Source organism: Haloarchaeobius ordinarius (genome assembly GCF_051801355.1).
Classification (GTDB): Archaea; Halobacteriota; Halobacteria; order Halobacteriales; family Natrialbaceae; genus Haloarchaeobius.
This window is the reverse complement of record NZ_CP196560.1, coordinates 1,655,325-1,669,134: the sequence shown is the minus strand read 5'-3', so window position 1 is coordinate 1,669,134 and position 13,810 is coordinate 1,655,325. Positions and strand designations below refer to the sequence as shown.

Sequence of the window (13,810 nt, the reverse complement as noted above, 5' to 3'; positions counted from 1 at the left end):
GGTTCGGGGTGGCTTCAACGCCCGGGCCGACCGGCAGGTCGCGTCGAGCAGCCACCGTCGAACCGTAAACCATCACCTGCCGACGCGAGACGGTCCTATCGATGGCCCCGTCGCTCCCTGCATCGAGTGTGGTCAGGTACTACCTGTACAAGGCCACGAAGGCGGTCGAGTTCTACCGCCCAGTGATGTACCTCTACTTCCTCTCGCAGGGGCTGAACTTCACGCAAATCGCCGCGCTCGAAGCGACCTACAACCTCACGACCGTCCTCGGCGAGGTGCCGACCGGCTACGTCGGTGACCGGGTCGGCCGCCGGAACAGCCTCCTGCTGGGGACGGCCGTCATCGCGGTGACGCTCGTCGGCCTCGGCTTCGCCGAGACGTTCCCCGCGTTCCTCGCGCTGTACGCCTGCTGGTCGCTGGGGTACACGTTCCGGTCGGGGAGCGAGGACGCGTGGCTGTACGACACCCTGACGGTCGAGCTCTCCGAGGACGCCTTCGCGCAGGTCCGCGGCCGCGGCGAGTCGGTAGCCCTGCTGGTCGGTGTGGTCGGCGCAGTGGTGGGCGGCTACCTCGGGAGCGTCGACCTCCGATACCCGTTCTGGGTCGCGGCGGGCCTCACCGCGGTCGGCATCCCGGTGTTGCTGTCGATGCCCGAACCCGAGTCGGTCGAAGGGGCGGGCGGCGACGTGCTCTCGGTCCAGCGGGCACTCGGTATCGTCCGCGGTGCACTGACCCGACGCCGGCTCCGGGCGTTCGTCCTGTACTACTACGTCCTGTTCGCGGCCGTGCTCTACCTCGTGTTCATCTTCGTCCAGCCCATCTTCGAGACGGTGACGCTCGACCTCGGCCTCCAGCAGGACCAGGTCGAACAGGCGCTGGGCTGGTACTACGCCGGCATCAGCCTCGTCGGCGCGGCGCTGAGCTACAACACCGGGGTACTCGAGGACCGTATCGGCCTCCGGACGTGGTTCCTCGTCCTCCCGTTCGCGGTGGGCGCCGCGCTGGTCGCGATGTGGGCCGTGCCGATACTCGCCCTGCCGGTGCTCCTGCTGGTCCGGGGCGTCGCGGACACCACGCGGACCCTCGCCAGCCAGTACGTCAACGACCGCATCGAGTCGACTGGCCGCGCGACGGTGCTCAGCGCGATGGCGATGGTCAGTGCGGTGACGGTCGTCCCCTTCCAGCTCGGCAGTGGCGCGCTCTCGGACGCCGTTTCGCCGCTGTTCGCCCTTGCGGTGGGTGGCGTGGTTCTGGCGGTCGGGTCGGGTTTCGTGTGGCTGTGGGAGGCACCAGTTCCATCGTCGGGGCGCCCCCGACGCCGAAGTTAAAAATTTCTATCATCCGCAGTTACGCCACAGTAGCCCCCTAACGCCAGAGAAACGTGCTTTCGACAATAACCTATAGAAAAACCATATATTCTCGCTCGTCGTATCGTACTACTGTAGATTCTTCATGGCACCCACTGACACCACGCTCATCGACCGGTACAGCGAAATCATCCGCGACGTCGTCGACGGTATCAATGCACAGGACCTCACAGGCTTCGACGACTACTTCGCAGCGGACCTGGAGACCGAGATTCCGTACGGCTGGAGCGGCGACTACGCGACGGGTTACGACGAGTTCGAGGCGATGCTCGAGGACTACTTCACGGCGTTCCCCGACTTCGAAATCGAAGCCGAATCGTTCACCGCGAGCGGCGAGTGGACCTTCACCTGGCTCACGTTCTCGGGGACCCACGAGGGGAGTTTCTGGGGCTTCGAGCCCAGCGGGGAGTCGTTCGCGACCAGCGGCTTCTGGATCAACCGCTTCGAGGACGAGACCATCGTCGAGAGCTTCGGCTGGTTCGACCTGTTCGACCTGCTGACCCAGCTCGGCTACGAGTTCTCGTTCGACGACTGAGCCGGAACACCAACGACTTTTATCACTGGGTTGTACCACACGTGTATGAACGAGCGACAGCCAGTTCCGACCATCCGGCCGGTCGGGCTCACCATCGCAGGCAGCGACTCCGGTGGCGGTGCGGGAATCCAGGCAGACCTCCAGACGATGGCAGCCCACGACGTGTTCGGCACGAGTGCGGTCACGGCCGTGACGGCCCAACACACCCGGGGCGTGTCTGCGAGCACTATCCTCGACCCGGAGGCGGTGACCGCACAGGTAGCCGCGGTATTGGACGACTTCGACGTTCGAGCGACCAAGACGGGCATGCTTGGCACCGAACCGGTCGTCCGGGCAGTCGCCGACCGCCTCGCGGGTACCGATTTCCCCGTCGTCGTCGACCCCGTGATGGTCGCGACTTCGGGCGACAGGCTGCTCACTGACGGTGCAGAACAGGCGTACGAAGACCTCCTCACGGCGGCAACACTCGTGACGCCGAACACCGACGAAGCGGCCGTCCTGACCGGCATCGACCCGACCGACGAGGACACCGCCCAGCAGGCAGGCGAAGCGCTCGTGGAACGAGGTGCGGACGCTGCGCTGGTCACCGGCGGACACCTGCCGACCGACGACGTCGTGGACGTGCTCGTCACGAGCGAAGGCGTCGAGACGTTCCGACACCACCGAATCACGGGCGCAGCGACCCACGGGTCCGGCTGTACGCTCTCCGCGGCTATCACGGCCAACCTCGCACACGGCGAGGAGACGGCGACTGCGGTCGAACACGCTATCTCGTACGTCGAGCGTGCCATTCGCTACTACCACGACGTCGGCGAGGGGGCGGGTGCCGTCCATCACCTGGTCGGCCTCCGAAACGAGGCCGCGGCCCGAACGACGCTCCGGGAAGTCGAATCCGTGGTCGACCGACTCGTCTCGGCCGACGTCTCCGCGCTCGTCCCGGAGGTCGGGATGAACGTCGTCGGTGCACTCCCGTTCGCCGAAACCACCGACGACGTCGCGGCCGTCGACGGTCGAATCACCCGCCTCCACGACGGCGTGCGCCCGAACGGCGGCGTACGGTTCGGTGCATCGAGCCACGTGGCACGCTTCCTGCTGGCCGCTCGTGAGGAAGCGACGGACTTGCGGTTCGCGGTCAACTGTCGGTTCGACGACGACGTCGCGGACGTGGTTTCGGCCCTGGACTGGCCGGTCGCGGCGTACGACCGTGCTGCACAACCGTCGCCAGACGTGGAAGGAAGTACGATGCAGTGGGGGGCTCGCCAGGCGTTCGCCACCGACACCCCACGCCCAGTCGCCGTCCTCGACCACGGCGCTGTCGGCAAAGAACCCATGTGCAAGGTCGTCGCCGAGACGCCAGCGACGCTCGTCCGGCGTGTACTGATGCTCCGTGACGCCCTCTGAAGACGGTGACTCAGGCGCGGTCTATCGATTCGACGGCCTCGACGAGTTCGGGCAAGTCGTCGACCCTGGCTGCGAGCGCCGCCTCCTGCTGGTCACGCCGCTCGCAGGCGTCGAGATACGCTTGCTCTCGTTCCAGTTCGAGCTGGGACAGTTTCGACTCCAGCAGGTCGAGCGTCGCGACCAGCGCGAGTAGCGAGCGTACCGCTTCGTCGCAGGCGCTAGCCCGGAGCTGTTGCTCGATAGCCGAATGTAACGTCTCGCTGTCGACGGGTTTGCAGAGGTAGTCGTCGAAGCCGAGTCCGATGATGTCGACGACGGGGTCGACCGCGGTCACCACGATGACACGACAGCGGCTATCGCGGGCTCTGAGTTCGTCGAGGACCTCGTCACCGGACATATCGGGCATCCGGCGGTCGAGGACGATGACGTCGAACGCCGGTGCGATTGCCAGCGCTTCCTCCCCGCTGTACGCCACCTCGGTGTCGTACCATTCGGCCAGACGAAGCGCGTACGCGTCGGCGACCGCTTCCTCGTCGTCCACCACGAGAACACTCGCTCCATCGGCTCCCATACAGTCGTTCGTACTACCCGCCGAAGGATAGTTCTCCCGGCGAAATCGAGCGACGACCGGGGACAGCACTATCAGAGCTTCGCCGTAGCGAGCAGGAACGTCACCAGCACCATCGAGAGGGCGACCGCAGAACTCTGCAAGAGCGCGATATCCAGTTCGACCCGGAACGCGACCCCCATCCCGAGCGTGACGAGGAACCCGAAGACGGCATAGACGAGTGCACGGACGAGTCGGTTCGGGTCGGCGGCCATACAGACACCGCCGAACCACGGTGGCAAAGTTCCTTCGGCAACTGCCGGTCGACGGCCCGAACCCGCAGGGTTTTACCCCGCCTACCGACCAGTACAACGCATGACAGAGGCGACGGGTATCGTCGGCGAGTTCCTCTCGCTCAAGGAGGGGACAGACGCCGACGTGTTGGCGATGCAGTGCGGTGACTTCTACGAGTTCTTCGCCGACGACGCCGAACTCGTCGCGGCCGAACTCGACCTGAAGGTGAGCCAGAAATCGAGCCACGGCTCCTCGTACCCGATGGCGGGTGTGCCACTGAAAGACCTCACCCCGTACCTGAAGGCGCTCGTCGAACGCGGCTACCGGGTCGCCGTCGCCGACCAGCGCGAGGAGAACGGGGACATCTACCGGGAGGTCGAACGGGTCGTGACGCCCGGGACCCTGCTGGAGACGACCAGAGACGATGCGCAGTACCTCGCCAGCGTGGTCCGCGATGGCGACCAGTACGGACTCGCGTTCGCCGACGTGACGACGGGGCGCTTCCTCGTCACGAGCGTCGACACGGTCGAGGCCGCGCTCACCGAACTGTACCGGTTCGCACCGGCGGAGGTGTTGCCGGGTCCCGACCTTCGAGCCGACGAGGCGTTCTGTGACCGCGTCCGAGACCGGACCGACGCCCGGCTCTCCAACCACGACGCGGAGGCGTTCGCGACCTCGAAGGCGACACACACCGCCCGCGAACACTTCGGCCAGGAGACGTTCGAGAGCCTCGGCGTGACCGACCTCGCAGTCCGCGCCGGTGGCGCAGTCCTCGACTACGTCGCCGAGACCGGTACGGGCGTGCTGGCCTCGATGACCCGCGTCCAGCCCTATCACGGCGGTGACCACGTCGAACTCGACGCGACGACCCAGCGTAACCTCGAACTCACCGAGACGATGCACGGCGACCGGAGTGGGAGTCTGTTCGACACCATCGACAGGACGGTGACCAGCCCTGGCGGTCGGCTCCTCAAGGAGTGGCTTCAGCGTCCACGACAGGACCTCACGGTACTGAAAGAGCGACAGGCCGCGGTCGCCGCGCTCGCCTCGGGTGCGCTCGGTCGTGAGGAAGTACGGGACGTGCTCGCCGACGCGTACGACCTCGAACGGCTCGCGTCGAAGACCGTAAGCGGCAGCGCCGACGCTGGCGACTTGCTTCGGGTCCACGAGACGCTCGCGGTGCTCCCCGAACTCGTCGAGGCCATCGACGCCTCGCCCACTCTCGCGACGTCACCACTGGCAGAGATCGTCGACCGCCCGGACCGCACCGCCGCCGCCGGACTCCGCGAGGAACTCGCCGAAGCCCTCGCCGACGACCCACCGAAGACCGTCACCCAGGGCGGCCTGTTCAAACACGGCTACGACGACGAGTTAGACGAACTCATCGAACGCCACGAGGCGGTACAGGAGTACTTCGACACGCTCGCCGACCGCGTCAAGCGCCAGTACGGCCTGAGCCACGTCACCGTCGACCGGAACAAGACCGACGGCTACTACGTGCAGGTCGGGAAGTCGGTCGCGGACCAGGTGCCAGAGCACTTCGAGCACGTGAAGACCCTGAAGAACTCGAAGCGATTCACGACCGACGAGTTGGCCGAGAAAGAGCGCGAACTCCTGCGGCTGGAAGAACAGCGCGGCGACTACGAGTACGAGTTGTTCGAGGAACTTCGAGAGCAGGTCGCCCGAAACGCCGAACTGCTGCAGGACGTGGGCCGGACCGTCGCCAGAGCCGACGCCCTCCAGAGCCTGGCGACCCACGGAGTGACCAACGACTGGACGCGCCCCGAGTTGACCGACGACCGCGTCCTCGACATCTCACAGGGCCGTCACCCGGTCGTCGAACAGACCGTCCAGTTCGTCCCGAACGACTGCCGGATGGACGACGACAGCACCTTCACCATCGTCACGGGGCCGAACATGAGCGGGAAGTCGACGTTCATGCGCCAGAACGCGCTCATCGTCCTGCTCGCCCAGGTCGGGAGCTTCGTCCCGGCGAAGGAGGCGACCGTCGGGCTGGTCGACGGCATCTTCACGCGGGTCGGTGCGCTCGACGAACTGGCACAGGGTCGGTCGACGTTCATGGTCGAGATGCAGGAGCTCTCGAACATCCTCCACTCCGCCACCGAGGACTCGCTGGTCATCCTCGACGAGGTGGGTCGGGGAACCGCGACCTACGACGGCATCTCCATCGCCTGGGCCGCCACGGAGTACCTGCACAACGAGGTCCGGGCGAAGACGCTCTTTGCGACCCACTACCACGAGTTGACCGCGCTGGCGGACCACCTCGACCGCGTGGTGAACGTCCACATCGCGGCCGACGAGCGAGACGGCGACGTGACGTTCCTCCGGACGGTTCGCGAGGGGCCGACCGACCGCTCCTACGGGATTCACGTCGCTGACCTCGCGGGTGTGCCGGGGCCGGTCGTGGACCGGGCTCGCGACGTGCTCGACAGGCTCCGCCAGGAGAAGGCCATCGAGGCGAAAGGCGGGTCCACGGGAGACGGCGGGACCCAGCAGGTGGTCTTCGACCTCGGGTCAGGGTCGATGACCACGGCCGACGGCGGGTCGATACAGGACGAGGAGGGCGACGAGGCAGCCTCGGAACTCGACCCGGAGACGGAAGCGGTACTCTCCGAGTTGGACGACCTCGACGTGAGCCACACCTCACCCATCGAGTTGATGGGCAAGGTGCAAGAGTGGAAAGAACGCCTGACTGACGCGGACCGGTAGCAGTCACTGGTCGTGGCCGAGAGCGAACAGGGACCACGTGGGCGAACGCGCGACGGCGTGGTCCACACCCGCCCTGACCGACGCGCGGCGATGCTCAGGTCGTGGTCGGGTTGGCCGCGGCTTCGTATGTGAACCCCCGGGCGAGCACGGCACGTTTTTGCGCCTCCGGTCGAACAGTGTGGTCAGCAACCATGCCGGACACCGACATCCAGCGACTCGACCCGAAGACCATCGACCGAATCGCCGCGGGCGAGGTCGTCGAGCGCCCGGCGTCGGTCGTGAAGGAGCTGGTCGAGAACAGCCTGGACGCCGACGCGACGCGTATCACCGTGTCAGTCGACGACGGCGGGACCGAGGGTATCGTCGTCGCGGACGACGGCATCGGTATGTCCGAGACCGACGTCCGCACCGCGGTCCAGGAGCACACGACGAGCAAGATTCGCAGCATCGAGGACCTCGAATCGGGTGTCGGGACGCTCGGCTTCCGCGGCGAGGCGTTGCACACCATCGGGGCGGTCTCGAAGACGACCATCCGGACGAAACCCCGCGGCGGGGCAGATGGGACCGAACTCGTCTACGAGGGCGGCGAGGTCGAGGCGGTCCGGCCCGCCGGCTGTCCCGAGGGCACGACCATCGAGGTCGTCGACCTGTTCTACAACACTCCGGCGCGACGGAAGTACCTGAAGACGCGCGCGACGGAGTTCAGCCACGTCAACCGCGTGGTGACCCGGTACGCGCTCGCGAATCCGGACGTGGCGGTGACGCTGGAACACGACGGTCGCGAGGTGTTCTCGACCACCGGCCAGGGCAACCTGCGCTCGACGGTGATGAACGTCTACGGCAAGGAGGTCGCGAAGGCGATGCAACCCGTCGATTCGTCGGGCGAGGACGACCCGCGCGAGACGCCGCTGGATTCCGTGTCGGGGCTGGTGTCCCACCCCGAGACGACCCGGAGTACCCGCGAGTACGTCTCGACGTTCATCAACGGCCGGTACGTCACCTCGAAACTCGTCCGGGACGCGGTGCTGGACGCCTACGGTGGGCAACTCGCCTCTGACCGGTACCCCTTCGTCGTCCTCTTTTTGGAGCTGCCGGCAGGCGAGGTCGACGTGAACGTGCACCCGCGCAAGATGGAGGTCCGATTCTCGGAGGAGGCGGGTGTCCGTCGGCAGGTCCGGGACGCGGTCGAAGACGCGCTGCTCGACGCCGGGCTGCTCCGGTCCTCTGCGCCCCGCGGGAAGTCGAAGGCACCGGAGGCCAGCGTTCGACCCGAAGCCGGGGGCGAGTCGGAGCCCGACGGCGAGTCAGAGCCTGACAGCGAGCCGGAGTCTGACAGCGAGTCAGCGACGGCTGAAGAGTCGGAGTCCAGGGGTGATGCGGGCGAGGCGAGCGACGACGGCGGCAGTGCAGACACCGCCGCCGGGGTCGCAGACGCAACCGAGACTGCAGAGGACCGCTACGCCGACGAGGGCTGGCTGCCGCCCGAAGAGCGGGCGGCCGACGCGAGCGCCGACATGGATGAACCGGCGGCCGATGCCGACGGTACGGCCGATGCGAACTCCGCATCTGGCGACGGCGAGGAACCGCCGACTACCGCCAATGCAGGACAGCGCCGCGAGCCAGTCTCCCGCCCGGCCCACGAGGCGCTGGGTGACTTTGGCCCGACCGGCGGGTCGCTCGACGATGTCGGGAGTTCCGACGACGAGTCTACAACCGCCCCATCACGCCCCGACCCCGCCCGCAAGTTCTCGGGCGAGCAGACCCAGACCACCCTGACCGGCGAGGACGCGACCGACCGCGGCGAGTACGAGACCCTGCCGAGCCTCGACGTGCTCGGGCAGTACCGCGAGACGTACCTCGTCGCCGAGGGCCCGGACGGCCTCGTCCTCGTCGACCAGCACGCCGCCGACGAGCGCGTGAACTACGAGCGTCTCAAAGAGACATTCGCCGACGGCGTGACCGCCCAGGCGCTGGCGTCGCCGGTCGACCTCGAACTCACCGCGGGCGAGGCAGCCGCGTTCCCGGACTACAGGGACGCGCTGGCGCGCCTCGGCTTCCAGGCGGAACGGAGCGGCGACCGGACCGTCCGGGTCGCCGCGGTGCCGGCGGTCTTCCGGAAGACCCTCGACCCGGAAGACGTACGGGACGTGCTCGCCGGGTTCGTCGCCGAGGAGGCCGACGGGACCGAGACGGTCGAGGAGCTTGCGGACGCCTTCATCGCCGACCTCGCGTGTTACCCATCCATCACGGGGAACACCTCCCTGAAAGAAGGCTCGGTCGTGGACCTGCTCACCGAACTCGACGCCTGCGAGAACCCGTGGGCGTGCCCACACGGTCGCCCGACCGTGGTGCAGTTCGGCAGCGAGGAGATAGAGAACCGGTTCGAGCGAGACTACCCCGGCCACGGCGGCCGGCGGGAGCGGTGAGTGGAGTGGCAAGCGCGGGCCGGTGAGCACTGACACCCCATCGCACCCCTGCACACCATTTACGACTGCTCGACGGGAATCTCACAGGTATGCCGACCACGACAGCGACAGCCAGCGGCGACACCGGGAGGAGCCGACGGTGAGAGAGATCGACGGCGAGGCCGGGGGCGGCCAGATACTCCGGTCCGCGCTGACGCTCTCTGCGCTCACTGGGGACCCGGTGACTATCGAGAACGTCCGCGGGTCGCGACCGAATCCCGGCCTGAAACCGCAACACCTCGCCGGCGTCGAGGCCATGGAGGCGGTCTGCGACGCCACGGTCAGGGGTGCCAGCGAAGGAAGTGAGAGACTGGTGTTCGAGCCAGCGAAACCGCGCCCCGGCCACTACGACGTGTCGGTCGGGACCGCCGGGAGCATCACACTCGTCTTCGAGACCCTGCTCCCGCTCGCGACTGCTCTCGACGGCCACCTCTCGGTGACGGTCACCGGCGGGACCGACGTGAAGTGGTCGCCTTCGATGGCGTACTACCAGCACGTGAAACTCCCCCTGCTGCGACGGTTCGGTCTGGTCGCCGCGGTCGAAGAGGACCGTCCCGGGTTCTACCCACGCGGCGGCGGCGAGGCGACACTGCACCTCGCACCGTCCTCGCTCGACCCGATTCGTCTCACGGAGCGGGGTGACCTCCGGGGCGTGCGGGTGTACTCGACCGAGTCGTCGGACCTCTCGAACGCCGACGTGGCGGCCCGGCAGGCGAGCGGTGCCGTCCCGGACGTCGTCTCGACCACCGGCGACGGTCAGGATAGCGAAGAGACCGACGACGGCGTCCCCCTCAGGGAGCGCGTCGTTCGGACCGCCGACTCACCGAGCACCGGGACCGCCGTCTGCGTCCGCCTCGACTACGAGAACACCGTGGCGGGGTTCGACGCGCTCGGTGAACCGGGCAAGCCAGCCGAGAGAGTGGGAGCAGAAGCCGCCACGGCGGCGACCGACTTCCACGCGGCGGACGCCGCCGTCGACGCGTTCCTCGCCGACCAGCTGGTGCTCCCGCTCGCACTGGCCGGTGGCCGGGTCCGCATCCCGGCAGTCACCGAACACGTCCAGACGAACTGTCAAGTCATGGCCGCCTTCGACCGCGAGGTGTCTGTCGAACAGGACGAAGGCGGCGCAATTCTTTCCGGCTAGGGAGGGGACACTTATACCGGACCCGTCCGTTCACGCGAGTATGATTCACGTGAGCGAGCAGGCGGGGTGCGCCCCGCGGGGGCAGGCATGAGCGACGACCTCGTAACGTTCGGTGAGACGATGTTGCGGCTCTCGCCGCCGGGACAGGAGCGCGTCGAGATGACCGAGTCGCTGGAGGTCCACGCGGCCGGGGCGGAGTCGAACACGGCCATCGCGGCCGAGCGTCTGGGGGCGGTGACGTCGTGGATGTCGAAACTGCCGGACACACCACCGGGGCGGCGGGTCGCCAGCGGCGTCCGGAAACACGACATCGACGTCGACGTGGTCTGGGCCGACGAGGGTCGCGTCGGGACCTACTACCTCGAACAGGCGGGCAAGCCCCGCGGGACGAACGTCGTCTACGACCGCGAGAACTCGGTCATCTCGCAGGCCAACGCACAGGAGTTCAACGTCGAACGCATCCAGAACGCGAGTGCGTTCTTCACGACGGGTATCACACCGGCCCTGTCGAAGACCTCGCGCGAGACGACCGCGAACCTGCTCCAGGCGGCCCGGAAGGCCGGGACCATGACGGCGTTCGACGTGAACTACCGGGCGAAGCTCTGGTCGCCGAAGGAGGCACGACAGACCCTGACGAAGCTGTTTCAGCTCATCGACGTGCTCATCATCGGGATGAAAGACGCCGAGACGGTACTGGACTACGACGGCCAGCCCGCCCAGCTCGCACATCACCTCGCCAGCGAGTTCGACTTCCGGACGGTCGTCGTCACCCGCGGCGCGAACGGGGCGCTGGCGTGGAACGACAACGTCATCCACGAGCAGCAGGCGTTCGAGACCGACACCCACGACGCCATCGGCTCGGGTGACTCCTTCACCGGTGCGTTCCTCGCCCGGCGACTCTCCGGCGACAGCGTCCCGCGTGCCCTGGAGTACGCGACGGCGACCGCCGCGCTCAAGCGGACCATCCCGGGCGACGTGGCGACGGTCACCAAACGCGAGGTCGAGGCGGTCATCAACGAGAGTTCCGACGCGATTTCGCGATAGCGGTCCCTCTCTCCCCACGCGTTCGTTCGATTCGACACCACACTTGTGTGCGATTGGCACACGACACCCCCTATTCGATTTGGTCACACGCACTCCACACTCCGGGGAAGAGCATTCGATGCGATGAAACGAACTCCAGTACTGTTCGCGATGCTGCTGGTCGTCGCGTCGGTGCCGGCGTCTGCCGCCACCGCGACCGCGACACCGGAGTCGAGTAGTTACGCCGGGGCGCACGTCACGTTCCAGGCAGAGTCGAACGCCGTCACCGACTACACGGTGAACGGCGAGACGATGGTCGAAGCAGTCGAAGTGCAGTCCGAGTCCGACGTGAAAGACGGACTCGGCGTCGGCCTCGGTGCCGACCTCGACCTGGAGACCGTCACCGACGTCGAGGCTGCCGGTCTCTCGGTCGCTGCCGAGTCCACGACGCAGGCACAGCTGGAGACGAAAAGCGGCGCGAATCTGACCGCGCACGATAACGCCGATGGGACGCTGGTCGTGGCGGCGACCGACAGCGCCCAGGTCGTCGACGCGGACGTCGCAGCGAACGCGACGGTCGAGCAGGCGAGCGACAGCCGCGTCACCGTGACGACGGCGAACGGGACGACCGGTTCGTTCATCGTGGTCGGTGACGGTCGCGTCACCGTCGACGAGGAGGGCAACGTGACCGCCCGCCTCGGCGAGGACGCCAGTCTCGTCTTCCGCTCCGCCGGCGAGGAGCGCAGTGAGGCGGAACAGGCCACCGCCGAACTCATCGCCGACGGCGAGGCCGCAGCCGAGGTCTACGTCGTCGAACAGGACGGTGAGGCCGTCGTCGACACCGTGACCTACGGTTCGAACACGACGGTCGAGACGAACCACTCCGCCGAAGCCGAGGTCCGTCTGACAGTCGATCGGACGACGCACGACGGCACGGTCGTCGTGACCCACGTCCGCGAGGAAGCGGTCGGCACTGTCGAGAACCTCTCCGTGGCAGTCGACGGTGCGGCCGCCCCAGAAGCCAGCGCGTTCGGCGACCTCCGCGCGGCCACCGACAACGGCTCTACCTCGACGTACATGGTCGAGCAGACGGGCAACGCCAGCGCCGACGCGGACGCGACGGTGTACGTCGCCGTCAACCACTTCTCGGAGCGGACGGTGACCATGTCCGGCGCAGAAGACACGTCGACGGCGACCGAGACGGCGACAGGAACCAGCGAGACGGCGACTGGAACCACTGCAACGAACGGTGACACGACGACCGACGACGCTGACGAGACCTCCGATGCGACCGACACGGCTGCGTCGGCGACCGGTGACGAAGCCGACGGAGGCGAGTCGACCAGTCGCGGCGGCTCGTCCGGCTTCGGTGTCGGTGTCGCCGTGCTCGCGGTCGCTGGCCTCGTGACCATCGGTCGGCTCCGCGGCTGACCGAGAGTTCGGCCGACGGGTACGAGCAATCCCTTTTATTGGGTATCACTCCAGATGAGGAGCCATGACGTTCGTCGTCCCGTACGATGGTGGGGAACTGGCGCGGACTGCACTCGACCGTGCCGTGGGACTCGGGGAGTTGACGGAAGAAGACGTGGTGGTCGTGACGGTCGTGCCACTGAGCAGTGACTACGCGCGCGACCACGGCTGGCTCGCGGCGGGCGAACCGTTCGACGCCGAGTCGGTCGTCAGGACGATTCGTGACGACGTCCGTGAAGTGGCGCCAGACGCACGATTCGAGTACATGATGACGGACCAGTACGCCTCGCCGGGGACTATCGCCTCGAAGGTCCGGAAGGTCGCACGCGAGGAAGAGGCCTCGCTGGTGTTCATCGGGAGCGACGACGCCGGGCGGCTCGTGACCTCCCTCCGTAGCGTCGGGAGCAACATCGCCGCCGACGACCGGTACGACGTGTACATCGTTCGGCGAGCGAAACCGAGTGCCATCAAGGCGGTGGCAGACCGGTCACACCTGTTCGAGTAGGTACCCCGAACGCATTCGTGGGGAACCACTTTTCCCGAGCCTGTCGGCGTCGCCATCGACGACGCACGTCGCTCTCGTCGGTGCGTACGGGAGTGCTGGCGCTGTGGTCCTTCGCCCGGGTTGGCAACTCGCGGTCGAACTGGAACTCGACGTGCGTGACCTGCCCGACCGGGCGTCTCACCCGACGACGCCCGAGGTGCTCGACGGACCGTCCTAGAAAATAACAATTATCGTATAGAACAATACCCTGATATTGCAAATACACACTCAAAAGCGCCACTGCCGGCTGTTTACACAATTCACAGATATATTTATCTTCTTATGGTTCT

General features: G+C 67.0%; 11 protein-coding genes. 9 read left to right on the top strand and 2 right to left on the bottom strand.

All coding sequences use genetic code 11. From position 1 onward, the window contains the following. Window positions 1-101: 101 nt before the first annotated feature. The 3 genes from ACSC1R_RS08680 (at window position 102) to thiD (ending at window position 3,303) form a co-directional block, all read left to right on the top strand. A complete protein-coding gene (locus ACSC1R_RS08680) occupies window positions 102-1,328 on the top strand; it encodes an MFS transporter (protein WP_439028666.1) in 1,227 nt (408 codons plus the stop codon). Window positions 1,329-1,452: 124 nt separating this feature from the next. Next, a complete protein-coding gene (locus tag ACSC1R_RS08675) occupies window positions 1,453-1,902 on the top strand; it encodes an ester cyclase (protein WP_439028665.1) in 450 nt (149 codons plus the stop codon). A gap of 45 nt (window positions 1,903-1,947) precedes the next feature. Next, a complete protein-coding gene (gene thiD / locus ACSC1R_RS08670) occupies window positions 1,948-3,303 on the top strand; it encodes a bifunctional hydroxymethylpyrimidine kinase/phosphomethylpyrimidine kinase (protein WP_439028664.1) in 1,356 nt (451 codons plus the stop codon). A gap of 10 nt (window positions 3,304-3,313) precedes the next feature. Here the strand turns inward: thiD and ACSC1R_RS08665 are convergent, their stop codons facing one another. Then, window positions 3,314-3,874, bottom strand: a complete 561-nt coding sequence (locus ACSC1R_RS08665) for a response regulator (RefSeq protein ID WP_439028663.1) — start codon at window positions 3,872-3,874, stop codon at window positions 3,314-3,316. A 71-nt stretch (window positions 3,875-3,945) separates the two neighbouring features. Next, window positions 3,946-4,125: a hypothetical protein gene (locus ACSC1R_RS08660; RefSeq protein WP_439028662.1), complete on the bottom strand. Its 180-nt coding sequence runs from the start codon at window positions 4,123-4,125 to the stop codon at window positions 3,946-3,948. Window positions 4,126-4,225: 100 nt separating this feature from the next. Between ACSC1R_RS08660 and mutS the strand changes: the two genes are divergently transcribed. From mutS to ACSC1R_RS08630, 6 genes are all read left to right on the top strand, one after another. After that, window positions 4,226-6,874: a DNA mismatch repair protein MutS gene (gene mutS / locus ACSC1R_RS08655; RefSeq protein WP_439028661.1), complete on the top strand. Its 2,649-nt coding sequence runs from the start codon at window positions 4,226-4,228 to the stop codon at window positions 6,872-6,874. 191 nt (window positions 6,875-7,065) lie between these two features. After that, window positions 7,066-9,300: a DNA mismatch repair endonuclease MutL gene (gene mutL / locus ACSC1R_RS08650; RefSeq protein WP_439028660.1), complete on the top strand. Its 2,235-nt coding sequence runs from the start codon at window positions 7,066-7,068 to the stop codon at window positions 9,298-9,300. Between the two features lie 139 nt (window positions 9,301-9,439). Continuing rightward, entirely contained in the window at window positions 9,440-10,483 is a 1,044-nt protein-coding gene (rtcA, locus tag ACSC1R_RS08645) for an RNA 3'-terminal phosphate cyclase (RefSeq protein WP_439028659.1), read from the top strand. Between the two features lie 87 nt (window positions 10,484-10,570). Continuing rightward, window positions 10,571-11,527 carry a bifunctional 2-dehydro-3-deoxygluconokinase/2-dehydro-3-deoxygalactonokinase gene (kdgK1, locus tag ACSC1R_RS08640; RefSeq protein WP_439028658.1) on the top strand — a complete coding sequence of 319 codons (957 nt, stop codon included), beginning with the start codon at window positions 10,571-10,573 and terminating at the stop codon, window positions 11,525-11,527. 123 nt (window positions 11,528-11,650) lie between these two features. Continuing rightward, window positions 11,651-12,937 (top strand): PGF-CTERM sorting domain-containing protein, encoded by a 1,287-nt coding sequence (locus ACSC1R_RS08635; RefSeq protein ID WP_439028657.1) that lies wholly within the window; start codon window positions 11,651-11,653, stop codon window positions 12,935-12,937. A 64-nt stretch (window positions 12,938-13,001) separates the two neighbouring features. Then, the gene (locus ACSC1R_RS08630) at window positions 13,002-13,481 is read left to right on the top strand and encodes a universal stress protein (RefSeq protein ID WP_439028656.1); all 480 of its coding nucleotides are present in this window, start codon (window positions 13,002-13,004) and stop codon (window positions 13,479-13,481) included. Window positions 13,482-13,810: the final 329 nt, after the last annotated feature.